Here is a 25,104-nt window from a genome sequence, read left to right as displayed (position 1 = left end):
AGGTCGTCGTATGCGTAAAAACCTTCTTACCTTTATTGGGAGCGCCACCCTGCTCCTTATGCATCCTTGGAGTCAAGCGGCCAGCGATTTACCTCCTTCGGCCAAAGTGGACATGGGAGCGGTAGAAGAAGTCTGTTCCGACTTCACCCCCGCCAAATGGCGTGAAGCACAAGTCATTGATGGTGTTGCGATACAAGCTTCACGGCTCTGTAATCCCGACAATCCGGCCGATATCGCCGCCTTTGTAAAGGGTACCAACGGCATTTCCATGACGACACTGATGGAGACTCAGCTCGCAGCCGATGCGATTACCCTATCCGACGACATCGACGGCGACGGCGACCCGGATAAAATCATCATCAAGCTTGAAGTTGCCGAACTCAACGGTCATTCACCGGACATGAAAGACCCTACCACCACCTTCGACATAGCGCCTGGCATCCAACCGACTTTTTGGGTTTTCGCTCCAAAAACCCGCGACATGTCCACGCTAAGCATCTACGAGCCGATCGCCAACCCCCTGTTGCGCGTACCGTCTCCGGTAATCCGTGTCGAACAGGATGACGTGGTCTGGCTGGTTCTGGAAAACACTCATTATTTACCGCATTCCATCCATTTACACGGTATCGACCATCCGTTCATGGACCATGCCGGTGTGGGCAATGATGGCGTCGGACAAACCAGCAACATGGATACGATGCCCGGACAAAGCAAAACCTACGTGATCAAACCGCGCCAACCGGGCACCATGTATTACCATTGCCATGTTCAGCCACACACCCACATTCCAATGGGCTTACAGGGTATTTTCATCGTTGAGGAAAACCGCCCCAACAACTGGCCGCAAACCCTTAATGTCGGCGCAGGTCAAGTGCGTCATCCATCGGTTGCTGTGCTCGAAAAATATGCGCGGGAATATGATTTGCATTATGAATCGGCGGACAGGGAATTGCATGAGCTTATTGCCCGCTCGGCCAACGACCCACGGCTGATTGCCAAGCATATGAACATGGAATACGACACCACCGATGCCACCGATGATTATTTCATGCTCAATGGCCGTTCCTTCCCTTACACCCTAAGGGAATCATTGATTGAAATGAAACAGGATGAAAAAGTTAAACTGCGGATACTGAACGGTCACACCGAAGCCATGGCTGTGCATATCCACGGCCACAAGCCGACCATAACTCATTATGACGGCGTCGATAACGGACCCGGCTCATATATCCAGCGCGATGTACACACCATGGTGCCTGCGCAGCGTCTGGACCTGGAATTAAGCGGCATCGATGACGGATTGCACAGCTTTGGCCAAGGCATCTGGATGTTCCATGACCATGTTGAGAAAGCGTTTACCACTAACGGCGTTGGCGAAGGCGGCGACATCAGCCTGGTCGTTTACGACGGCTTCCTTGATGAAAAAGGTATTCCCAAATCGCATGGCATGAGCCTTGCGCCCTATTTCACCAAAGGCATGTGGAAACGCGATTACCCGATCTGGCAAGACTATGACGAGTGGCGCAGCTTAGGCCTGCCTGACCTGAAGGCAAGCTACCAACCGTCAAAAGTTGCGGTGCAAACCGTGCAACCCAAACGGACGGACGCAACGCCTGAAGCTGAACAGGAAAGCTCTTTTGTTGGAAACTTGCTATTCGGTTTAATTCTGGGGTTATTAAGTTATGTGCTGATAATTAATCGCCAATTGATTATTGACCGTGTTCGTAAACTGATTAATAAATAACTCCGTAACTTCGGATAAACCGCAAGGTGACTCGGCTAAGTGCGGAATACTGGTAAATAGGCGATTAAAAGTCTTTTATTCACCACGAAGGACACGAAAGAATAAAACTTCGTGTCCTTCAGTCTTCGTGGTGAAGTTTTTTTAAGTTTTTCTAATCGGTTTTTTTGTGAATTTACCTGTTATTAGTAAGAAGTTACAAAAATGACTATCAAGCATAGAAAGCGGATTACCTTAATATGATGCGAACCCGTGCCATACTTGTTATGGCATTGATCTGTCCTTGCTTTTTGGCGTCGGCTGAACCCATCCATCTACAGTTACGCTGGCATCATCAATTTCAATTTGCCGGATACTATGCGGCCTTAGAAAAAGGCTATTACAAAGAAGCCGGACTCGACGTTATTATCGACGAAGGCAGCCCGGAAAAAAAACCGGTGCAGGAAGTTCTTCAAGGCCGCGCCCAATACGGCGAGGCCAACAGCGAATTACTGCTGGAACGCTTGCGCGGCGCGCCGCTTGTCGCCTTGGCTGCGATCTATCAACACTCCCCTTCCGTATTAATCGCCCGAAAAGATACCGGAATCTCCTCGCCTGACGACTTGATCGGGAAAAGAGTCATGCTATTGAATCAGGCTGTCGACGCCGATTTTGTCGCCATGTTCAATAATGAAGGTATAGATATAAGCCGCATTCAAGCCATCCCCAGCAGTTATGAAATTCGTGATTTGATTGACGGTAAAGCCGACGCGTTTAATTCATATCTAAGCAATGAACCTTTTTTTCTAAAGCAACAAGGCGTTGAGTTCAACGTACTCAATCCGCGCAACTACGGTATCGATTTCTACAGCGACATTCTGTTTACAACGGAAAACGAGCTGAAACATCATCCTGAACGCGTAAAGGCATTCCGCCAGGCCAGCCTTGAAGGCTGGTATTACGCAATGGATCACCCGCGGGAAATCATTACCCTGTTGCTCAATAAATACAAAACCAATAAATCCAGAGAACACCTTGAGTTTGAAGCCGACGCCATACGCTCCTTGATCATACCGGACGTCATCGACCTGGGACACATGAATCCCTGGCGCTGGCGGCACATGGCGGAAACATTCGTCAAGGCGGGCATGGTTGAAAACGATAAATTTTTACAAGGTTTCAGCTATGATCCAAACCCCAAAGCCGACCAGGAAAAGCTGATCCAATATCTCAAAATCGCCGTAATCATTACCCTGCTGACCGGCGTTATCACCTTGAGCCTATTAGCCGCCTATAGATCGTTAAAACGAAAAAATAAAATAGCCGCTCGCAACGAAAATCTTTTACGTTTGGCCCATGAGACGGCAGGCATAGGCTACTATGTGACCGACCTGGCGACAGGGCGCTGGGAAAGTTCGCCCCTGTTCGATCAGATTTTCGGCATCGACGCGCGCTTTGAACGGGATATTCCCAATTGGGCTGCATTGATTGATCCTGAGCACCGACAGTCTGTGCTGGATCACTTCCAGAAAATAATCCATACCCACGAACGATTTTCGATGGAATATGTCATCATCCGACCCAGCGATGGCAAATCACGCTGGGTAGTTGATCATGGCGACATCGAGTACGGCAAAACCGGCAATCCCGCACAACTGATAGGCACCGTCCAGGATGTTACCGAACGGAAGCAAGCGGAAGCTGCGCTACGCGAGAGCGAGGACGCATTCCGGCACCTGTTTGAAGATTCCAACGACCCTGTTTTACTGATCAAAGAGGGGCGATTCATCGACTGCAATGCCGCTACGTTAATCCAGCTGGGTCTTAAGTCAAAATCGGAACTCATTAATTGCCGGCCCGATGAAATATCTCCCGCCTATCAGCCCGATGGACAACCATCGGATCAAAAAGCGGCTGAAATGATAGCTACAGCCCGGAAAGTGGGTTATCACCGATTTGAATGGCTGCACATCAGGGCCGATGGATCGCACTTTCCTGTAGAAGTGTCCCTAACGCCAATGACAGTGAATGGCGAGCTTATTACCCATGTCTGTTGGCGCGACATAACCGAACGCAAGGCCGTTGAAAACAAATTACGCAGCCGTACCGACGAACTGGCCCTGCAAAATCAAATTCTGCAATTAATTAATCGAGAGGACGATCTCCACAACATATTAGATGAGTTAGCGCGTCAAATTGAAGCGCTGCACCCTGACCTATTGTGCTCAATTTTGCTGCTGGATAACGACAATAAACATCTGCGCCACGGTGCGGCGCCAAGTTTACCCGATTTTTACAGTCAAGCCATTGATGGCTTGGAAATCGGCGATGGCGTAGGTTCCTGCGGTACGGCTGCGTATCTCGGCAAGACTGTCATCGTTGAAGATATACAACACCACCCCTATTGGGAACCGTATCGTGATCTCGCCAAGCAAGCCAATTTACACGCCTGCTGGTCGCATCCAATTAAAAACAATCAAGGCCGCGTGCTAGGAACTTTCGCTTTCTATCATCGACCTCCAGGGATGGAAGGAGTGTCGCACATGGTAGGGAACCAATGCGGCCGACCACCAGGGATGAAGAAAGCGCCGACACCGATGGAGAACTGGCTGGTGCAATCAACCGATGCCGAAATCAGCCTGATTAAGCACTATGCCGGTCTGGCGCAGTTGGTGATCGAACGGAACCGGTCAACGATGCAAATAGCGGAATCCCTGTCGATACTAAAAGCCACATTGGAATCCACCGGCGAGGCCATTCTGGCCGTGGATCTACACAATAATTGGCTGCTGTATAACCAAAAATTTATTGATCTATGGCAAATCCCCAATGAAGTTGCAGCCGCCAAAATTGGCGCTAAAGACGGCAGCATAGAATTATTGTACGGCCCCGATCAAATCAAAGATACCGAAGCTTTCTCAAATAAGGTAATCGAGCTGTATGCAACTCCCGAAGCTCATTCTTTCGATATTATTGAGTTTAAGGATGGAAAAATTGTCGAACGCTATTCCATCCCCAAACTGATTAACAACAAAGTAGTCGGCAGAGTATGGAGTTTTCGCGACGTTAGCGAACAAAAACGGGCGGAAGCCGAACTCCGCATCGCCGCAACCGCCTTTGAATCGCAAGAAGGCATGTTCATCACCGATGCCGATCAGGTTATTTTGAAGGTCAACAAGGCGTTTACCCGTATCACCGGCTATAGTCCCGAAGAAGCCATTGGGCAAACCGGTGCTTTGCTTAACTCGGGCCGTCATAATGCGCACTTCTACCAAGCACTGCAACACAGCCTGCAACAGGATGGCTGCTGGGAAGGCGAAATCTGGCATAAACGCAAAAATGGGGAAATCTACCCCGAATGGCTGATCATCACTGCGGTTAGCGATGCGAATAGCAAGATCAGCAACTATGTCGGCGCCTTCACCGACATCACCAAAGACAAGGAAGCGGAAGAAACCATTCACAATCTGGCCTATTACGATCCGCTCACCGCACTGCCTAATCGCCGCCTGATGTGGGAACGTCTGAAGCACAGCATTGATATGGAGCGGCGTGACGGCAAACAACTGGCGTTGCTGATGCTCGATCTGGATCGCTTCAAAGCGGTCAATGACAGCATGGGGCACTTGGCGGGTGACGCGTTACTGCAACAGGTTGCCGCCCGCATCAAGTCAAGGTTGCGCGAGGTTGACATGGTCGCTCGTTTGGGTGGTGACGAGTTTATCGTGCTGCTGGAAGATATTACACACCCGGAAGATGCAGCGCGGGTCGCGGAAGAAATCGTCGCCGACTTAAGCAAGCCTTTTGAGTTGCTGCAAAATAACAATGCCAATCCTGATGAGCCGAACCGAAAGGTCAGAATAGGCGCCAGCATAGGGATCAGCTTGTTTCCCCAGCATGGCGACAGCCCCGAAGCGCTGCTGGATAACGCCGACATTGCACTCTATAGAGCGAAAGATGAAGGCCGCGGTTGTTTTGCCTATTTTTCGGAAGAATTCACCATTATCGCCCGCGAACGTATTGCGCTGGAAACCCGTCTGCGCCGCGCCACTGAACAGCGGGAGCTGTGCGTCTATTATCAGGCGCAAATAGACATCGACAGCGGCCTGATAATCGGCGCCGAAGCCTTGGTACGCTGGCAAGATCCCACCGAGGGACTGATTTCGCCATCCAGCTTCATCTCCATTGCCGAAGAAACCGGGCTGATCGTTGAAATCGGCGCCTGGGTGTTGCGCGAGACTTGCCGGCAAGGCAGGCGCTGGATAGACGCCGGTTTGCCGTCATTAACTTTAGCGGTCAATGTCTCCCCACACCAATTCCGCCGTAGCGACATCAGCGCTCTGGTAGCCGATGTTTTGCACGAGACCGGTTTCCCCGCCGAACTATTAGAACTGGAACTCACTGAAAGCGGCTTAATGGAGAATGAAGACAAAGCCGTCGAGGTGCTCAATAATTTGCGCGCCCAGGGCGTCCGTCTTGCGATTGACGACTTCGGCACCGGCTATTCGTCGCTGGCTTATCTAAAGCGCTTCCCTCTGGACGTACTGAAAATCGACAAAAGCTTTATCGATGATATTCCCTCGCTGCAAGACGACATGGAAATCACCGCGACGATAGTCGCGATGGGGCATATTCTAGGATTCAAGGTGTTGGCCGAAGGCGTTGAAACGCTTGAGCAACTGGCATTTTTGCGGGAAAAAGGCTGCGATACCTATCAAGGCTACATCAAAAGCAAGCCCTTACCCGCCGAAGAATTTGCCCGGTTATTAATCGATCAAGCATAGGGAAGCCCTGAACAAACCGTTTTCGTTCATGCGCAACGAAAAGGCAATCAGCGCTTCCTAGTCTATTGGCATTACAAAATAACTCCGCAAAGATTGCGAACGGCTTCATGAGGGGACCTCTCTTTCATGCTTTCGCCGCCTTGATTACCCGGCTTTGGACCACGTCTTTGTCTGTGATGCCCGCGTTCTAAACCCGTACATACTCAAGAAAAACAAGGCAGTGAAAGATTGACCCTTGAATTTCAAATTCAAGTTAAAATAAGCTTACGGTTATGGAACAGCAAAAGTTCGGATTTAAAATCGGTTTTGGTGTCACCCGATATATAATCATGCCGTGAGCGTTGCTTAAACATCAGCGGCTATCGCATGATATTTAGTTTTTTTCAATATAAACCAAGCACATAAAGAGAACACATGTTAGTTATTGTCGGATATTTGATCCTCTCTATCTCAATCATGGGCGGATTTATGGGGGCCGGCGGACACCCCGGCGTTCTTTTTCAGCCCTTTGAATTTGTGATCATTATTGGAGCGGCCTTGGGCGCTTTCGTGTGCGGAAACTCCATAAATGTAATCAAAGAGGCTATCAGTCAGGCCACCGCCACCTTAAAAAGCACCCCGTACAATAAAGCCTATTACCTTGAGCTGCTGTTGTGTTTTTATGCGATCACCACCAAAACACGCAAGGAAGGCTTATTATCGCTGGAAAGTATTATCGACGATCCGAAAAGCAGCCCGGTCTTTACGCCCAGAATTCTCGGCGATCACCATTTATTGGAATTTATCTGCGACAACCTTCGCCTGATTGTAACCGGCGTTGAGGTCTATGCGCTGGAAGAACTGATGGATCAGGAACTCGAAACCCATCATGAAGAAGCCCATGCGCCGGTCAAAGCCATCCAGAATATCGCTGACGGCATGCCGGCCTTTGGGATTGTCGCGGCGGTAATGGGCGTCGTGCATACCATGGAATCAGTCGGTATTCCGCCCTCAGAGTTGGGCAAATTGATCGCCGCGGCCCTGGTGGGTACATTTTTGGGTATTTTACTTTCCTATGGTTTTGTCGGCCCCGTCGCTGCGGTCATGGGGGAACGTTCCGAAGCGTCAGGCAACGTCTATAAATGCGCCCAAAAAGGCTTGCTGTGTTGCGCCAAAGGCGTATCGCCGGCCATGACTGCGGAATATATGCGCACGATGATTTCTTCCTCCATGCGTCCCGGCTTTCTGGAACTGGAAGAACAGTTAAGAGCCAATAAAGGTTAAAAAATGGCCGACCAACAACCGATCATCATAAAAAAAATCAAAAAAGGCGGCCATGAATCTCATGGCGGCGTGTGGAAACTGGCTTACGCCGATTTTGTAACCGCCATGATGGCTTTTTTTTTACTGATGTGGCTGTTGGGTACAACCACCGAACCGGAACGCCGAGGCATTGCCGAATACTTTCAAGATCCTTTTAAAGCGTCCGCTGAAGAAAGAGGAGCCGATATCGGCGATCGCACCAGCATAATTCAAGCGGGCGGAGCGGATCTCACGTCACAAGATCAAGGCCAGGTTGACAAAGGCCTGACACCGGAAGAGAAGGAAATGACGGCAGAGGAAATAGAACAGAAAGCCGAAGAAATTGAGCGGGAAAAGCTCGAGAATCTGAAGGAAAAAATCCAGAATAAAATCGATACAACTCCAGAATTAACCGAGTTCAAGGATCAAATTAAACTGGAAATAACCTCCGAAGGCTTACGGGTTTTGATTGTTGACGCGCAGAACAGGCCCATGTATAAACTGGCTAGTGCCGAACCCGAACCGCAAATTAAATTGCTTTTAAGGGCGCTGGCTCCGGCCATCAACGAATTACCCAATAAAGTCAGCATAAACGGCCATACCGATGCACGGCCTTTTCCGCCCAATCAAAAGAAATATACCAATTGGGAACTCTCCAGCGACCGGGCCAATGCCGCTCGGTACGAATTGAATCAAGGGGGGCTTGCCGAGGAAAAGGTTTTAAGAGTTATCGGGTTATCGTCCAGTGTTCACTACAGCGCCACCACCGAACCGCTGGATCCGATTAACCGGCGAATTTCCATTATCGTTATGAACAAAAAAACCGAGCAGGAGATTTTGCAAACCGAAGGCGGCGACCCAAACACGCAAGGCACGCCACCGGAGGCCGAAAGCACATCGCCAAGTACTGATGAAACGGCGCCGCCCCAACAAACGGAACCCAAATAACGTTAAAATTTTTGTAACTTTTTCCGCGGCGCGGCAATCGAAGCCGACAAGCTGAAAACCACCTTTTAACGCCCTGTTCCGCTGTTTCATTATGTTTGGCGGCAATCGGGCTATCTTGTTTTTGACTTTAGCTTTTATCAGATTCGCCCTAAGCAACCGATTTATTCGGAAAACCCGTATAAATACATCACCTCATCCTCACCCTCCAGAATAAACTTTACGTCGTCATCGGAAATTTCAACATCCAGAGGATAAGGCTCAGCCGCATCGTCAAAATAATCGGATTTGATGTAAAACTCGTCATCACTTTCTTTTACCAGAACGACCGAATAGCACTCTTTGTCTTCGTCTTGATCGATATTTTTCAAGGTGAAACTGACACTGTTGCCATCGGGGGCTACGACCGGATTTTGCTCTGTTTGCTCATATTCGCAGGCTATATCTTCATCATCAATGAACACATATGTCATCGAAAAATGCTTTAAACGATTAAAATCTATCGACATCACATAACTCCCAACATGTTGTCCAGCGCTTTCTTGGCGTACTTCGCCACGTCCTCGGGCACTGTAATCCGGTTAACTACATGGCCTGCGGCCAGGTTCTCCAGCACCCAGGCCAAATGCTGCGGGTCTGTCCTGAACATAGTTGAGCACATGCACAATGTAGGCGACATGAAATGAACATTTTTACCCTGCGCCTTGCATTCGTCGTGCAGGCGGTTGACCAGATTGAGTTCCGTCGCCACCAGCCACCGGGTGTTGGCTTCGGCTTCGCGGACCGTTTTTAAAATGTACTCGGTGGAACCGATGTAATCCGCTTTTTGGCACACCTCGAATGCGGCTTCCGGGTGCGAAATAACCTTGGTTTCCGGGTAACGTTTAAGGAATTCGTCAATATGTTCCGGCTTGAATACCTGATGTACGGAGCAATAGCCGTTCCAAAGGATGATTTTGGCGTTGCGGATTTGCTGTTCGGTTAAGCCGCCCATCGGCTTGTTGAAATCCCAGGCCACCAAAGCCTCCAGCGGTATGCCCATCCGGTAACCGGTATTGCGCCCCAGATGCTGGTCGGGGAAAAACAGCACTTTCCGTTTTTTGGCAAAGCTCCATTCCAAAATCTTCTGGGCGTTGGATGAGGTGCAGACGATGCCGTCATGCTGGCCGCAAAAGGATTTAAGATCGGCCGCAGAGTTGATATAGGTAACGGGTGTAACCTCGGCCTCCACATCGATTACTTGCGCCAATTCATCCCAGCACTTTTGCACCTTGAGCAGATTGGCCATGTCGGCCATCGAACAGCCCGCCGCCATGTCCGGCAAAATGGCGATCTGCTCGGGACGGGACAATATATCGGCGACTTCGGCCATAAAGTGCACGCCGCAAAACACGATGTATTCGGCGTCGGATTGCGCCGCATCCCTGGACAGCTTTAACGAGTCGCCGGAAAAATCGGCATGCTTGAACACTTCATCGCGCTGATAATGATGCCCGAGCACCACGCAACGGCGGCCAAGCTTGACTTTGGCGGCGATAATCCGCGCATCGCATTCCTCATCGCTGAGTAAGGCGTAATCTTGAATCGGGAATGGGGTATTGGTCATAAATGAAACTCCTCTGCGGAGAATTTTGAGGTTAGTTTACTGCTTAACATCGGCAGAATATGGCGTTTGTGCCCTAAGAGGGAGAAACCTTAAAAATCTATAATCGCTTAAAACCGGCAGATACGAACCGATTTTTTAACCTGCATAGCTATGAATAATATTCATGTATTCTTTGCCGGTCTTGGTTAGTCTTTTCACAACAGCATGAAGAATACACAACAATTTCACCAATTCCAGCCCATCAATACCGGCTAAATCCCTGCCTATCACGGCATCGACAAAATTGAATCCCGCCGATAGGAACGAGCTGTCGCAGTTTATTTCAGTGTCTTTAAAATGATATTTATCAATCAGCAGCTCAAGGATTCTGATGGCATCGGCATCGTTTAAAGTCTTGTTATTTTCAATATCGTAAGCACAAAAAGCGCCTTCAATGGCATTGCTATAACCCGTCAATACATCACTTTCATGTACTTGATTGGTCGTAAAAGACGGCACTTCGTTATATTTCCGTTTCGGCTTTTGATAATATGAGCACTCTAAACAGGAATCTTCTTTGCGGATAGTTCCGCAGCACAAGCTACACACTAATCCATTAGCGATTACACACTGTCTTTTCCCTTTTCTTGAATTACATATTGGGCATTTAGCCATATTTGCTTTCTCTGTAATATTTGTTCATACCATACATAGCAACCGGCTTGGTAGGTCAATCCATAAAAGCATTTCACCACGAAGGCACGAAGAGCGCGAAGAAATAAAACTTCGTGTCCTTCGTGCCTTCGTGGTGAATAAAAAAGCTTTTTAGTCCTTAACTTTCTCTTTTCCCGCAGGTTTAATCAACCTGATGCCCAGTTCCTTCAACTGCTCATCGGTGACGACCGCCGGTGCGCTGACCAACGGACAAGCCGCCGATTGGGTCTTGGGGAAAGCAATCACGTCGCGAATAGAGGTTGATCCTGTCATCAACATGACCAGACGGTCAAGGCCGAACGCCAAACCGCCATGCGGAGGCGCACCGTACTTCAATGCATCCAGCAGGAAGCCGAATTTTTCCCTGGCTTCGTCTTCGCCGATGCCTAAAATCTCAAGCACGGTTTGCTGCATAGCGCTGCGGTTGATACGAATCGAACCGCCGCCGACTTCGGTGCCGTTCAACACCAAATCGTAAGCGCGCGATAATGCCGCACCCGGATTGACGACCAACTCTTCAACCGAGCAACTTGGCGCGGTGAACGGGTGATGAATCGCATTGTAACGACCGCTTTTTTCATCCCATTCGAACATCGGGAAGTCAACCACCCAAACCGGTTTCCAGTCGCCTTGCAGCAGGTTCAAATCATGCCCCAACTTGACCCGCAATGCGCCCATCGCTTCATTAACGATGTTCGCTTTATCCGCGCCGAAAAAGATCAAATCGCCGTTTTGCGCGCCGGTTTTGGCCAACACACTGTCCCAAACTTCCGCAGGAGCGAATTTAACGATAGGCGATTGCAAACCGTCGACACCGGCCGACAGGTCGTTGACTTTGATATAAGCCAAGCCTCTTGCGCCGTAAATGCTGACATATTTCGTTAACGCATCGATGTCTTTACGGCTTAATTCGCCGCCATTCGGTACGCGCATTGCAACGACGCGGCCTTTCGGATCGTTAGCCGGCGCCGAGAAGACTTGGAAATCGACGTCTTTCATGTCCTCGGCAACATCGACCAATTCCAGCGAAATCCGTAAATCGGGACGATCGACGCCGTAACGGGAGATGGCTTCCTGATGCGTCATACGCGGAAATTTGTCGCCCAGGTTTACGCCGATCACTTTAATGAACAACTGGCGGATCATTTCCTCCATGACATGCATGATCTCGTTTTCATCCATGAACGAAGTTTCGATATCCAGCTGGGTGAATTCGGGCTGACGGTCGGCGCGCAAGTCTTCGTCGCGGAAGCAGCGCACGACTTGATAATAACGGTCCATGCCCGCGACCATCAGGATTTGTTTGTACAATTGCGGCGATTGCGGCAGCGCGAAAAACGAATTTTCGTGGGTGCGGCTCGGCACGATGTAATCGCGCGCGCCTTCTGGAGTCGCTTTGGTTAGGTACGGCGTTTCGATCTCGAAAAACTCGTTGTCGTCGAGAAAATTTCTTAACACCCGCGTCACGTCGCGGCGCACCTTCATCTTTTCCTGCATCTCGGTGCGGCGCAAGTCGATATAGCGATAGCGCAAACGCAGTTCCTCGTTGACCTCGATCTCGCTTTCGACCGGGAACGGCGGGGTTTCCGACTCGTTCAGCACGACGATGTTTTTAGCCAATACCTCAATCGCGCCGGAATGCATGTTGGGATTAACCGTGCCTGCCGGACGGTCGCGAACCAAGCCGGTAATTTGTAATACATATTCACTGCGGACGCTTTCAGCCGTCGCGAAGGTTTCAGCCACGTCGGGATCAACCACAACTTGCACCAAGCCGGCGCGGTCTCTCAGATCGATAAAAATAACGCCGCCGTGATCTCGGCGTCTATGTACCCAACCGCAGATTGAAACCGTTTCGCCTAGCTGTTGTGTGTTTAATTCTCCGCACTTGTGAGTACGCATAAATTTTCCCTGTTGATTTAGTTAAGGTAAAAAGCAAAAGACGAAAGGCTCAAGGCGAAAGCGTGTTCGTTGTCTTTCACCTTGTGTCTTGCGCCTGTTTTATTAACTTTTGCAGTTGCCGGCCGGACAGCCGCCGGAAGGCGAACAACTGGCTTCGCCGGCGACATTCTTCTTGGCGCCGCTTTTAAAATCGGTTTCGTACCAGCCGCTGCCTTTTAATCTGAAGCCGGCTGCAGAAATCTTTTTCATTAATTCCGGCTTGCTACAGGCTGGACAGATAACGAGGGGCTCGGCGCTGAGTTTTTGTAACGCTTCGTGCTCATGACCGCATGATTGACATTGGTACTCGTATATTGGCATTTATCGCTCCGATAATAAGAAATAATAGCTACGATAAGTGCTGCGTTTAATTTTTCAAGGCACTTACTATAAAATAACCGCCTATTTTACAGAATTTAACTCCAATAATGAAAACATTAACCATCACAAGGCCGGATGACTGGCATTTGCATGTCAGAAACGGCGCTGTTTTAAAAACTGTCATGCCCCATACCGCGCGGCAATTTGCCCGCGCGATCATCATGCCCAACCTCAAGCCGCCGGTTACGACGGTGGCTCAGGCTTTGATTTATCGGGAAGAAATTTTAGCCGCAGTTCCTGCGGACCTGGATTTTACGCCGCTGATGACGCTTTACCTGACCGGCTCGACGACAACGGCTGAAATCAAAAAAGCCGCCGAATGCGAACATATCCATGCCTTCAAACTTTATCCGGCAGGAGCCACCACTAACTCCGATTCCGGTGTTGCCGACATCAAGGCTATTTATCCGCTATTGGCGGCAATGGAGCGGCATGACCAGCCCTTGCTGATTCATGGCGAAGTAACCGACGACGCTTGCGATATTTTCGACCGGGAGCGGGTGTTCATCGACACCTACCTAAGCGACATCACCCGCAATTTTCCTGGCTTACGCATCGTGGTCGAGCATGTGACCACAACTGAAGCCGTGCAGTTTGTGTTGGCTTCCACTCCCAATATTGCCGCAACCATCACACCCCAACATTTGCTTTTTAACCGCAATGCGATTCTGGCCGGCGGCATCAAGCCGCACTATTACTGCCTGCCGATCATCAAACGCGAGTCGCACCGTCTGGCATTAGTCGAAGCTGCGACCAGCGGCAATCCAAAATTCTTTTTGGGTACAGACAGCGCGCCGCACCTGACTTCGTTAAAAGAAAACGCCTGCGGTTGCGCCGGTTGTTACAGCGCCCATGCGGCATTGGAACTTTACGCGGAAGCATTCGAACGGGCGGATGCACTGAATAAATTGGAAGCTTTCGCCAGTTTTTACGGCGCTGATTTTTACCGGCTGCCCAGAAATTCAGGTACAGTCACGCTGGAAAAAACCGCCTGGAAAGTGCCGCCTGTTTACGGGAAAAATGACCTGTCGATTACGCCGTTGAAGGCTAATGAAGCATTACCCTGGAAATTGCAATAACCTGGATATTACCCACAAAAAAGGGCCGGTGCATAACTACCGGCCCTTTCGTGGATCCTTAAAGGTATGGATTAGTAAGGCTTAATCGGCCCCAAATTATCCTCATTAAACTCCTTATCAAGCTCCAGCAAATCATGTCCTTCCGGCAGGTTGCCATCGTGGATCAGGTATTCACGATGTTGAAAATAAGCGCTCTTAAAAAACGCATACCGGTCTACGGCCGCTTCTGTAGCAATTTTTTCAGTAGCCAAGTTGTCTGCACGTAAGTCGGCGGCATTCAACGCAAACAAGCCGCCGGTGATTGCCCCACTATCAATATAGCTGATCGGATTCATCGCCGCATCGCCGATCAGGCCGCCCACTCCCCGAGGAGAGCTTGGCCCGAAAAACGGCAACACCAGATAAGGGCCTGCCGGCACACCCCAGACGCCCATGGTTTGATCAAAATCTTCATTATGCTTGGGCAAGTCGATCATCTCTGCGACATCAATAAAACCGGCAAGACCGGCGACGGTATTCACGAGAAATCGCGATCCGTCCATACCGGTTTGTTCGATTTTGAACTGCAACAAGTCATTAATAGTTACGCCAATATCATTAATATTGCTGAAAAAATTAGTCACGCCGCGATCAACAAACGATGGCGTTATCCACTGATAGCCTTTGGCAACAGGCTTCATTGCATACTCGTCAAGATTATCGTTGAACGTCTGCACGCCTCTATTCCATTCTTCAAATGGATCCTGAGGATCTTTAGCGGAAGTTGCACACCCACCCAGCGCACCCAACAAAACAAGACATCCGAGTTGAGTGATTAATTTTTTCTGCCGCATTACATTTTCTCCACAACGCTGTTATTGATTTTCGCGTAACATATCATAAATCGCCGCATTTATTACTCATCATTTCAACACATCTTGGCATAACTCACAAAATGGATACACCTGCAATTCCCTTAGACAAACGTTTCCGGGGCTTCCTTCCGGTAATCATTGACATAGAAACAGCCGGATTTAATCCAAAAAAAAATGCATTACTGGAGATTGCCGCGGTTATTGTTGAATATAACGGCAACGGCGACCTGGAAGTAACCGAACGTTATACAACACATGTCATTCCCTTTAAAAACGCCGAACTGGACGAAGCCGCTCTCAAATTTAACAAGATCGATCCGCACCATCCGTTTCGGATGGCTATCGAAGAGAAAGATGCGCTACACATGCTGTTTAAGCCGATTAAAGAAGCCGTCAAACGTAATAATTGCACACGGGCAATCTTGGTCGGCCACAACCCGGCTTTCGATATCAGCTTCCTGAATGCAGCCATTCAACGGACCCAAATAAAACGCAGCCCTTTTCATCCGTTCAGCACTTTCGATACCGCGACGTTGGGAGGATTGGCCTATCAGCAGACAGTGCTGGCGAAAATCGCCCAATCGGCAGGATTGGACTGGGATAACGAAAAAGCGCATTCAGCGCTCTATGACGCCGAAAAAACAGCGGAACTGTTTTGCATGATCGTCAACCGCTGGAAGGAACTGGAATCACGAGCGTAGATCGGGTTCGCGTAGCGTAACCCGACAAGTCAAATACAACTTATTCTTCTACACCGCCAACCGCAGCCAACATCTTTGCCAGCTCACCCTTTTGATAAAGATCGGTAACAATATCGCAACCGCCGACTAATTCGCCGCCAATATAAAGCTGGGGATAGGTCGGCCAGTTCGAATACTCTTTAAGCGCCTCGCGAAGCTCGGGATCCTCGAAAATATTAACGTGCTTATATTTGGCATGGCAGGCCTCTAACACCTGCACTGTTTGACCGGAAAAGCCGCATTGAGGAAAATCCGGCGACCCTTTCATATATAAAACCACCGGATTATTTTCAATCTGGTCTTTAATTCTTTCTATAACGCTCATGATGATAATCACCCAATAAATGAAAAACCCACTGATTTTATCAACTTTATAACGGCTAAAAAAGAAAATCTTGCAATCCGGCCGCCGGGGCAACCGCTGAGCACACTAATCGGCGTCATTTAACACCCCACTTGGAATGGCTTTATCTGACAATATCTTTTGCTTGATTTAATAACAGACGTACTATAGAAACAAGAAATATTCCGGCTAATGCCGATAGATTAATTAACGCACGAGGTATTTTGCCCATGCTTAGCGTAGCTGTCCAATTCATTTTAGGCTTGGCCTATGCCAATGCGGGCGAATGGCTGATGCATAAATACATTCTGCATGGGCTGGGACGAAATCGGCATAGTTTCTGGGCTTACCACTGGTATGAACATCACGCCGCCTGCACCCAAAACGCCATGCTCGACCCGGGCTATCAGTCCATGAATCTAACAACATGGAATCCTCAAACCAAGGAATTAGCGGTGTTGATAAGCATTGTACTGCTGCATGCGCCACTGTTGATCATGTTCCCACTATTTGTAGGCACACTATATGCCTCCTTAATGCTTTATTACTATAAACATCGTAAGGCCCACCTTGACCCGGCTTGGGCTAAACGGCATTTGCGCTGGCATTGCGACCATCATCTCGGCGGCAATTCCCCCGGTAACTGGTGCGTTACCTGGCCTTGGTTCGATTACCTAATGGGAACCCGCATTAAAAGCAAAACCCTCGAATAGACTGACGAAACCAATTCTTCAGGGAAAATATATTTTCACACCCAGTTAAGAAATTATGCAGTCCAATCACCATTTTTTAATCGCATTGCCGAAAACATTACGAATCCATTATATCCGCTTAATTACTAAATTGCCCCTGACTCCGAAGAACCTTGATTAGTCATCAAATGTAAAATTCATGCTAATAATAATTCTATTATAATTGCTTAAATTTTTAGTTACGCAATGTAACAATGTGCTATCAAACATTATGAACTTACCCGTTTCCGCTTTCTCCAAATACATTTTAGTTACAAATGGATTCTCATGAACTTTAAATACTATATCCCCACTATTATGTGGAACATCTACATAATATACCGCACTTACCTTAGCTCCCTTATTGTAATTAGTATGGGTTGCGTGATCGTGCCAATTGGTGCTTTCATTGTGTTGATGCACAACCGCCCAAACAACTTCATTCGGGTCTGATGTTGGAACGGGTTTTATTTTCAACCCATATTGTTCCTCAAACTTATCCATCAAAGTGCGCATCAACTTTTTAACTTCTGGAAATAAGTCCAGTCTAATATCCTCATAACGAATATCTTCTGGACTATCTTCCATGAAGTTTCTTCCTTCGTAATTACGCAATATGTTAGCTTTTAACTTTAGGTTATCTATATTGTCCAAATGTCCAACTAAATACTCTAATGTGTATAACACCTTGCTTTCCATATTAACTCTTTGGCAGTGCTTTGGAAAATCCGTTAGGTAAAGTTCTAGTGCATATTAAAGTTGCTACAATTGGCGACACTGCGGCCCCCATCGCGATCCCAACTCCAGCAGGCGTTCCCCACAATGCGGCCGAATCTAATGAGTAGTAAATACAATTTGAAACACAATTAAATAAAAGGTCTTGATTCACTTGCCCCTTTACACCAGGTATCAAATAAATTAATTCTGTAGACGCTTCCGCCAATGCTATTGCAGTTGCATATTTTCCAGCAGTTGAAATCATAGTTACATATAATGAACTCATCGTAGTTGATGTCGCCGCCCCCTCTGGCTGCGCAGGCGTAAATGCTGCGACGAAACCCATCGATAGCGACGCCGTTAGACCAATTCTACAAGCGTTCTCATCAATCCACGCATAAGCGTCTACTGCCGCATCTTTAACAGCCTCAACACCAGCAATAACTTGTTGCTCAGCTTGTTTTGATAAATCGTTAAACTCCTTTGAAGTTGTATCAATACCAGCCTTTGCCATTTCTTCGGTATTTTTCAATACCGTCGCTTCAATGCTTTCAGTTCTAGCGGCCGTATCATTAGCAAAATCGACTGCGTAATTGTATGTATCAGTTGCGACATTGATAACGGTAGTTGTAGTATCAACGACCGTATCAATCGTATCCGTTGCGCCTTTTTCAATTGCTTTTCCAGCATCTTTTCCGGTATCTACGACTGCTTTACCGGTATCTTTTGCACCCTTGTCTATTGATTTGCCAACACCCTTCGCACCTTTACTGACAGATTTTGTCCATCCCATAATTTCCACCCCATAATTTTAGTTGTTTATTCCGTTGTAAGATTAAAACCAACGCGTTCCAGGCGTCAGATTTATCATGATTTTTTGACATATGATATCGCTCTTAACTGAAAAGAGGCGATAAAGGCCAATAGGTTGTTTTCAGTTATTTTTTGATTTTTTAGTCGTTTCTGCGGTGCAATTTTGGCAGATTGACCGAACATAGCTTCGATCTCATCCTAAAACCTGCCCTATAACATCAGGTTCAAGTCTTGCATTGTGCATTTTTGAAAAAAATACGGACAGACTAAGGTGGTTCTGAGCTTCTGTAATTTAGTGGTCAACCGCTCCTATTTGCTAAATTCACCCTTTACGACCGGTTTTCATTGTTCACTATTTCACTATATTTGTATAGTCGGTCTAAGCTTACAAATGAGTTGACAAGAACATTCCGGTTTACGGCAAACAAAGATATGGTCTCGACGATGGGCGGCAAAAAAATGAATGCGACCTATCGTCTGGAAGAATAAAAAACAGATAAATAACTTAAACTTATTCCAATTGTCCTCCGTTATTCACAAATCCCGACACATTGCTATCGCTGTAATGCCGTAAAGTGCATCAGCTCAAAAAAATTGGGTTATCAAAAAAAACATTTATACTTCCTCTACTGCGTTGGCATCTTAGTTACGGACGACACCGAAGCTAGCGGGTAAAAACCGTACACCACCATAATAATAAAACAAGGAATCCTCATGCCCCTCTTTACCTCTTCTCCAGGCCTTGCCCTGCCTTTTGTATTGATGCTGACGCTATCCGGCTGCTCCGCAATGCGCAGTTACGATAATGAACTCAAACAAACCATAGATCTGGTCGGACAAGGCCAGCTTGATCAAGCCTTAACTCAACATGAAGCCAACAACACCGGCGGCGACTTAGATTTGCTTTACTATCTGGAAAAAGGCGAATTATTGCGTTTGAAAAGCCAATATAAAGACAGCGCAGGCGCGTGGATGTTGGCCGACCGGAAAGTCAATGAGTGGGAAAATGAGGCCAAAATCAGGGCCGGCGCCATTTTGGAAAATGTCGGCGCGGTGGTGCTAAACGACAAAACCCGCCGCTACGACGGGCATGATTATGAAAAAGTCATGCTGTCCACCCGACTGGCTCTGGATCACTTATCGGCAGGCGACTGGAATGCCGCCAGAGTTGAGATCAAGAAAACCCACGAGCGCGAAGCCATTATCGCGGAAATCAACGCGAAAGACGCCGAGGCGCTGGAACAGGAAAGCAAGGAAAAAGGCATCGCCACAACCTTTAAGGATTTGAACGGTTATCCGGTCGAAACGCTTAATTCGGCCGAAGTCACCCGACTGAAAAACGGTTACCAAAGCGCTTTCAGCCATTATTTGGCCGGTTTTGTCTATGAAGCCTTGAACGAACAGGGACTCGCCGCGCCCGGTTACCGGCAGGCGATTGAGCTACAGCCTAATATTAAAATTCTGGAAGACGGCCTGGCGACGTTGGAAGCCCGTACTAGCCTCCGTAAACCTGCCGAAACCGATGTGTTGTTTGTGGTTGAATCCGGCGCCGCGCCCGCGCTTAGCTCAGTCACTATTCCTGTGCCGGTCATCGTCAGTAATTTGGGCGTTATTCCCATATCGTTTCCGGTACTGCATTCAGACCCCAGCCGCACTCCGCAACCCAGCACCCTCGGCATCGACGGCAAGGACACCCTGCCATTAGCGGGTGTGACCAGTCTGGATACAATGTCCAAACGAGCATTAAGAGACGATATGCCGGGAATTATCGTTCGGGGCATTCTTCGTGCCGCGGCAAAAGCAATGTCCCAAAAAGCCTTGATGGATCAAGGCGGCGGTGCGGCGATTGCCGGCATTGCGCTGAATATAGCCAATGTCATTACCGAATCCGCTGATGAACGCACTTGGCGCACTTTGCCTGCAACCATCAGCATTGCCCGCGCAACATTGCCTTCCGGCAAGCATGGCATCGCCATCGGCGGCAGCAAGCAATCCATCGACATCAAAGGCTCTCACGCCGTCGTGGTGACGCGTCTGCTGGGCAATCAGGTTTATTGGTCACAACCGGCTTATGGGCCGCAAATGCCGGTTTATGCCGCACCCGCTGTTATTGAGCCTGCGAGCGATGATAGCGCGGTAGCAACCAAAGGCACCGCTAAATCCAAAAAGAAAAAAGCCAGAAAACCTGTCCACCAAGCAAAAGGATAAACCATGCATCCGTTTAAAATCGTACCGTTAGCAATTGCTTTGTCGCTGCTCAGCGGCTGCGCCAGCCACAAGCCGCCGCCACGGCCCGGCAGCATCCATGCCAAAGTCGAGCAGCTAAGTGAAATGTCGTATCTGCAAATAACCGACCTGCGCGCCGTAAAACGCAATCATCTGTTGACGGTGCAGGCGGAGATCAACAATACCGACTCGGATAATCAACAGCTTTACTATCGCTTTAAATGGCTGGATGCCAACGGCTTTACGGTCGGCAGCGAGGAAGCCTGGAAACCGGTGTTGGTTTACGCTTACCAGAAACAAACGTTAACGGCCGTCGCGCCGTCGCCCCAGGCCACGGATTTCAGGCTTGTTGTGCAAAGCCCGGATAACACCGGCGATCTGCCTTAGATAACGGTAACGGCGACTTTAGCGCCTTTTCGATATATTGAGCGACTGAAGTCGCCCCACACCAACAGAGACATAAATCCATGTATAACTATTCAAATGCATTCAAAGCCACAACGATAGCGCTGCTGTTAAGCGGTTGCGCTACGCAGTCGCCAACACTCAGCTCGGGCAATGTCGAATACGGCGACAGTAAAGCGGTTGAAACTTTGACTAACGAGTTCGGTTCCACCGATCTGCAAACCATAGCGGAATCAATGGCCGGCTCGCTATTGCAATCCGCTCCCCTGGCTGCAAAACAGCGCCCTTTAGTAACAGTCGCTGATGTAAAAAACAGAACCAGCGAATACATAGACACAAAATCCATCACCGATTCGATACGCGCTAAAATCCTGAAAAGCGGATTGGTGCGTTTTGCAGTGGACACCAGCGCCATGCAAACCCAGGTCGAGGAGTTAACCCGGCAAAATCAAACCGGCCTATACAAAAAAAGCAAATCCAAGAAAATGGGTAACATGGAAGGCGCCGATTTCCGTATCGAAGGCTCCATCACCTCTATCGTCAAACGCGCAGGCGATGTCAAAGACGTGTACTACAAATTCAGCTTGCAACTGGTGGACAACGAATCCGGCATCATGGAATGGGCCGACGAAAAAGAAATACGCAAAACATCCAATAAATCCATGTTCTAGTGAGCCGCCCAATGAAAACGTTGCGTTTGTTATTCCTGATGTCGTCACTGTTTGGGGCTTGTAGCGCCCAGGCGACTAAAATCGCGGTAACCGATCTGGCTTATGCCGAGCGTGTCAGCGGTTATTTTCATATTGTCGATTATCACAACAAGTCGTCCGAGCGCGCGAGCCACAGCGAGCGGGAACGGGACGGTTTTGAAAGTTCCTCGGCTTCGAGCCGTTCATCGTATAACGGAAAATCACAGACCGATTATACCGAGGTCGAAAGCAGTTACAGCTATATCGAATATGGCGAGTTGCGTAAATTTGTCGGCGACATTAAAGGGGAAATCCTTAAAACCGGCGACTTTAAACTATCGCAAGCCAAGCCTTATACCGCCAAGGGCGGCGAACAGATCTACGACATTATCAGCCGCATCAAAAAAGGCGCTTATCCTGGGGCCGATTATGTGTTATTCGGCACGGTCAGCGATCTTGATTTTCGCAATGAAGTGAATCCCATTATCGGTACTGACACGCTGTCCAGCACTTTCAGCTTGACGCTGGTCGCGGAGTTCAGCCTGATCAGCACCCGCACTTACGAAGTCAAAGCCGCCTTTAGCGCTACCGGCGAGGGTCAGGATGTTCGTGTTGTGACCGGAGGAAGCCGGGTGGTTCCGAGTCGAGGCAAGGTTGTTTCGGAAGTGTCAAAAAGCCTGGGTCTGGATGTGGCGCGGCAGATTAATGAACAGCTGGGCATCGGCGCCTATCAAAATACCGCCCCTGCATCCGGCAATGCCATGCAGGAAGGAGAGGTCGTACACTTTACCCCGTAAAATCAGAAGCTAACGTTAACGGATCAGCACGAGCACTGATCTGTTAACGCCTGGTGACGCTATTTATTTTAGTGCGTTAAAGGTATAAACGTAATCGTTATCCTTCATCGGCATGTGACAAGCAAAACATTCCTTCGCTTTAGCTTCCTCGTGCATGACGAGCTTGCCGCCTTCCCAATGGCCAAATCCCCAACCGCCGGTATTGGCGTATTTTTTTCCGTCCTTAACCATCGCCTCGGCAGAAGCGAATTCACCGGGAACAATCGCTTGCGGCCAATTGGGATGCGTGCTTTCCTTCCACACGACTTTAGCTAAAATGGAGCCGTCCGGCCAAGGCTTGGTCTGTTCTTTTCGTGCTGCGGCGATAGCCGTATCGTTACCCAGAATAGCCCGCAGTGTTTTTTTATCTTCCCTGTGGGAAACCGATAATAATCGCCAGTCGATATATTCGCCGTTGACCGGTTTTGCAGTATCTGCCGGCGTTTTAGTTTCCGCGAATAATGTTGCGGATAAAAACAAACAACCGGCAGACAGAAATAAACCCAATTTAAGATTTTTCGATTTTTTCATATACCTCTCCGTTCTAGTTCAGAATGCGTTTTAGAATTTGAGTATTTAGCTCTTGATCGGCCGCATGAATTAAGCCGCCCGATAGAAAGTAATGCCCGAATGTTATACCAGAAAACTAAGCAACTAACGCTGTTTTCGTTAACCGGGTAACGACATAACATTAGCCGAATCGGTGTTCGGCGTTACAATAGTAATCATGAATACGAATCTCACTCCTTTTTCAGCACTGACGCCCGATATTATTTTGAACGCGCTCGACGCTATAGGCCTGCATAGCGATGGCCGATTGCTCGTGCTGAATAGTTACGAAAACAGGGTTTACCAGGTCGGCATGGCGGATACATCGTTTATTGTGACCAAGTTTTACAGGCCCGGACGCTGGACATCTGCGGCCATTCTTGAAGAACATGCTTTTGTTCAGGAATTGTTCGAGTCTGAAATTCCTGTCGTTCCGGCGACGCCGTTTGGCGATCATCAGACGTTAATCGAAGCCGACGGTTTCCGCTTTTCGGTATTCCCAAGACAAGGCGGTCGCGTGCCAGAGCTTGACGGCCGCGAAACACTGGAATGGATGGGACGGTTTATCGGCCGTATTCATGCCGTCGGCGCTTTACAGCCGTTCAAGGACCGGCCGACGCTTGATATTGCCGGTTTCGGCGATGAACCAAGGGCTTATCTGCTGGCGAATAACTTCATCCCCGCCGATCTTACCGAGGCTTACCGTAGCGTGAGCGAACATGCGCTGGCTGGCGCAAGACGTTGCTTCGAGCGCGCAGGCAAGGTGAAAAACTTGCGCCTGCACGGCGACTGTTATCCCGGCAATATTTTATGGACCGATGACGGCCCGCATTTTGTCGATTTCGATGACAGCCGGATGGGGCCTGCGATACAGGATTTGTGGATGTTGCTGTCCGGGGATCGCGCCGAAATGACCGTGCAGTTAAACCATCTGTTGGTCGGCTACCGGACTTTTTACGATTTCGATATCCGGGAGCTGCATCTGATAGAAGCCCTGCGCACCCTGCGTCTGATCCATTATTCAGCCTGGATTGCTCGGCGCTGGGATGATCCGGCGTTTCCTATGGCGTTCCCGTGGTTCGATACGCCGCGCTATTGGCAGGACAGGATTATTGAGCTGCGCGAACAGATCGCGTTAATGGATGAAGGGCCGCTTGAGTTGGGTTAAAGCTTACCTTGCAGCATGGACTTTACCGGGTTGAATGTTCTTCTATGCACATCTAAAAAACCGAACCGCTCAATTTCGGCCAGATGCTGTTTGGTACCGTAACCTTTGTGCTCGTGAAACGCAAAGTCTGGATACTGCTGATGATAGTCAACCATCAGCTTATCCCGCTCGACTTTCGCCAATATTGACGCCGCGCTGATCGCCTGCACTTTGCTGTCGCCTTTGACGATGGCTTGGGCGGGCATGGACAATTTGGGGAGACGGTTGCCATCCACTAACACTTCATCGGGCTGGATGTGCAATCCTTGTACCGCTCGTTGCATTGCCAATAAAGTGGCCTGAAGAATATTGAGTTGGTCAATCTCTTCAACACTGGCTTGCGCAATCGACCAGCTTAAAGCGGCTTCTTTGATCAGGATGTAAAGACTATCCCGTTTGCTTTCGCTAAGGATTTTGGAATCGGCCAATCCGGCTATCGGCCGCATCGGATCGAGAATGACCGCCGCAGCAAAGACCGGACCTGCGAGGGGCCCGCGCCCGGCTTCGTCAACGCCGGCAACAAGAACTTTGGTTGAAAACCCATCATCCATAACGGCTTCAGTT

The 25,104-nt window shown here is 48.8% G+C and carries 23 protein-coding genes; 12 read left to right on the top strand and 11 right to left on the bottom strand.

Annotated elements, in window-relative coordinates:
• The first annotated feature begins 10 nt into the window (after positions 1–10).
• From V3O24_RS16465 to motB, 4 genes are all read left to right on the top strand, one after another.
• Positions 11–1,744, top strand: a complete 1,734-nt coding sequence (locus tag V3O24_RS16465; protein ID WP_331308054.1) for a multicopper oxidase domain-containing protein — start codon at positions 11–13, stop codon at positions 1,742–1,744.
• Positions 1,745–1,980: 236 nt separating this feature from the next.
• Positions 1,981–6,504: an EAL domain-containing protein gene (locus V3O24_RS16460; RefSeq protein WP_331308053.1), complete on the top strand. Its 4,524-nt coding sequence runs from the start codon at positions 1,981–1,983 to the stop codon at positions 6,502–6,504.
• 414 nt (positions 6,505–6,918) lie between these two features.
• Positions 6,919–7,767, top strand: a complete 849-nt coding sequence (gene motA / locus V3O24_RS16455) for a flagellar motor stator protein MotA (RefSeq protein ID WP_104422435.1) — start codon at positions 6,919–6,921, stop codon at positions 7,765–7,767.
• Positions 7,768–7,770: 3 nt separating this feature from the next.
• Entirely contained in the window at positions 7,771–8,733 is a 963-nt protein-coding gene (motB, locus tag V3O24_RS16450; protein ID WP_331308052.1) for a flagellar motor protein MotB, read from the top strand.
• A 161-nt stretch (positions 8,734–8,894) separates the two neighbouring features.
• Here motB and V3O24_RS16445 read toward each other — a convergent pair whose 3' ends face one another.
• The 5 genes from V3O24_RS16445 to V3O24_RS16425 all read right to left on the bottom strand — a co-directional run bounded on the left by V3O24_RS16445 (position 8,895) and on the right by V3O24_RS16425 (position 13,291).
• On the bottom strand, positions 8,895–9,239 hold the full coding sequence (locus V3O24_RS16445) for a hypothetical protein (protein WP_104422433.1): 345 nt from the start codon (positions 9,237–9,239) through the stop codon (positions 8,895–8,897).
• The gene (gene nadA / locus V3O24_RS16440) at positions 9,239–10,336 is read right to left on the bottom strand and encodes a quinolinate synthase NadA (RefSeq protein WP_331308051.1); all 1,098 of its coding nucleotides are present in this window, start codon (positions 10,334–10,336) and stop codon (positions 9,239–9,241) included. The genes V3O24_RS16445 and nadA overlap by 1 nt, the downstream gene beginning before the upstream one ends.
• A 135-nt stretch (positions 10,337–10,471) precedes the next feature.
• Entirely contained in the window at positions 10,472–10,990 is a 519-nt protein-coding gene (locus V3O24_RS16435; RefSeq protein WP_146083302.1) for a hypothetical protein, read from the bottom strand.
• 150 nt (positions 10,991–11,140) lie between these two features.
• Complete coding sequence (aspS, locus tag V3O24_RS16430; protein ID WP_104422430.1) at positions 11,141–12,931, bottom strand: aspartate--tRNA ligase; 1,791 nt, start codon at positions 12,929–12,931, stop codon at positions 11,141–11,143.
• A gap of 102 nt (positions 12,932–13,033) precedes the next feature.
• Entirely contained in the window at positions 13,034–13,291 is a 258-nt protein-coding gene (locus V3O24_RS16425) for an FmdB family zinc ribbon protein (RefSeq protein WP_104422429.1), read from the bottom strand.
• Between the two features lie 107 nt (positions 13,292–13,398).
• Between V3O24_RS16425 and pyrC the strand changes: the two genes are divergently transcribed.
• Complete coding sequence (gene pyrC, locus V3O24_RS16420) at positions 13,399–14,430, top strand: dihydroorotase (protein ID WP_331308050.1); 1,032 nt, start codon at positions 13,399–13,401, stop codon at positions 14,428–14,430.
• Between the two features lie 71 nt (positions 14,431–14,501).
• Here the strand turns inward: pyrC and V3O24_RS16415 are convergent, their stop codons facing one another.
• Positions 14,502–15,263 carry a VacJ family lipoprotein gene (locus V3O24_RS16415; RefSeq protein WP_104422427.1) on the bottom strand — a complete coding sequence of 254 codons (762 nt, stop codon included), beginning with the start codon at positions 15,261–15,263 and terminating at the stop codon, positions 14,502–14,504.
• Positions 15,264–15,364: 101 nt separating this feature from the next.
• On the opposite strand from V3O24_RS16415, the gene rnt reads away from it, so the two are divergent.
• Positions 15,365–15,985 carry a ribonuclease T gene (gene rnt / locus V3O24_RS16410; RefSeq protein ID WP_104422426.1) on the top strand — a complete coding sequence of 207 codons (621 nt, stop codon included), beginning with the start codon at positions 15,365–15,367 and terminating at the stop codon, positions 15,983–15,985.
• Between the two features lie 40 nt (positions 15,986–16,025).
• Here the strand turns inward: rnt and grxD are convergent, their stop codons facing one another.
• Positions 16,026–16,349: a Grx4 family monothiol glutaredoxin gene (grxD, locus tag V3O24_RS16405; protein ID WP_331308049.1), complete on the bottom strand. Its 324-nt coding sequence runs from the start codon at positions 16,347–16,349 to the stop codon at positions 16,026–16,028.
• Positions 16,350–16,597: 248 nt separating this feature from the next.
• Between grxD and V3O24_RS16400 the strand changes: the two genes are divergently transcribed.
• Positions 16,598–17,080 (top strand): hypothetical protein, encoded by a 483-nt coding sequence (locus V3O24_RS16400; protein ID WP_331308048.1) that lies wholly within the window; start codon positions 16,598–16,600, stop codon positions 17,078–17,080.
• Positions 17,081–17,236: 156 nt separating this feature from the next.
• Here V3O24_RS16400 and V3O24_RS16395 read toward each other — a convergent pair whose 3' ends face one another.
• Positions 17,237–17,797: a putative 2OG-Fe(II) oxygenase gene (locus tag V3O24_RS16395; RefSeq protein ID WP_331308047.1), complete on the bottom strand. Its 561-nt coding sequence runs from the start codon at positions 17,795–17,797 to the stop codon at positions 17,237–17,239.
• Between the two features lies 1 nt (position 17,798).
• The gene (locus V3O24_RS16390; protein WP_331308046.1) at positions 17,799–18,608 is read right to left on the bottom strand and encodes a hypothetical protein; all 810 of its coding nucleotides are present in this window, start codon (positions 18,606–18,608) and stop codon (positions 17,799–17,801) included.
• 734 nt (positions 18,609–19,342) lie between these two features.
• Between V3O24_RS16390 and V3O24_RS16385 the strand changes: the two genes are divergently transcribed.
• From V3O24_RS16385 to V3O24_RS16370, 4 genes are all read left to right on the top strand, one after another.
• Positions 19,343–20,836, top strand: coding sequence for a hypothetical protein (locus V3O24_RS16385; protein ID WP_331308045.1), 1,494 nt, complete (start codon positions 19,343–19,345; stop codon positions 20,834–20,836).
• A 3-nt stretch (positions 20,837–20,839) separates the two neighbouring features.
• Positions 20,840–21,241: a YcfL family protein gene (locus V3O24_RS16380; RefSeq protein WP_331308044.1), complete on the top strand. Its 402-nt coding sequence runs from the start codon at positions 20,840–20,842 to the stop codon at positions 21,239–21,241.
• Positions 21,242–21,321: 80 nt separating this feature from the next.
• Entirely contained in the window at positions 21,322–21,930 is a 609-nt protein-coding gene (gene lpoB, locus V3O24_RS16375) for a penicillin-binding protein activator LpoB (RefSeq protein ID WP_331308043.1), read from the top strand.
• 11 nt (positions 21,931–21,941) lie between these two features.
• A complete protein-coding gene (locus tag V3O24_RS16370) occupies positions 21,942–22,745 on the top strand; it encodes a penicillin-binding protein activator LpoB (protein WP_331308041.1) in 804 nt (267 codons plus the stop codon).
• A 63-nt stretch (positions 22,746–22,808) separates the two neighbouring features.
• Here the strand turns inward: V3O24_RS16370 and V3O24_RS16365 are convergent, their stop codons facing one another.
• Positions 22,809–23,315 (bottom strand): cytochrome P460 family protein, encoded by a 507-nt coding sequence (locus V3O24_RS16365; RefSeq protein ID WP_331308040.1) that lies wholly within the window; start codon positions 23,313–23,315, stop codon positions 22,809–22,811.
• Between the two features lie 196 nt (positions 23,316–23,511).
• On the opposite strand from V3O24_RS16365, the gene V3O24_RS16360 reads away from it, so the two are divergent.
• Entirely contained in the window at positions 23,512–24,501 is a 990-nt protein-coding gene (locus tag V3O24_RS16360; RefSeq protein ID WP_331308039.1) for a serine/threonine protein kinase, read from the top strand.
• On the opposite strand, the gene rnhB is transcribed toward V3O24_RS16360, so the two are convergent.
• Positions 24,498–25,091 (bottom strand): ribonuclease HII, encoded by a 594-nt coding sequence (gene rnhB, locus V3O24_RS16355; protein ID WP_331308038.1) that lies wholly within the window; start codon positions 25,089–25,091, stop codon positions 24,498–24,500. The genes V3O24_RS16360 and rnhB overlap by 4 nt on opposite strands.
• Positions 25,092–25,104: the final 13 nt, after the last annotated feature.

This window comes from Methylobacter sp. Wu8 (genome assembly GCF_036440755.1).
Classification (GTDB): Bacteria; Pseudomonadota; Gammaproteobacteria; order Methylococcales; family Methylomonadaceae; genus Methylobacter_A; species Methylobacter_A tundripaludum_A.
Note: the sequence above shows the minus strand (reverse complement) of the source record. Positions and strands in the feature narration are given on the sequence as shown.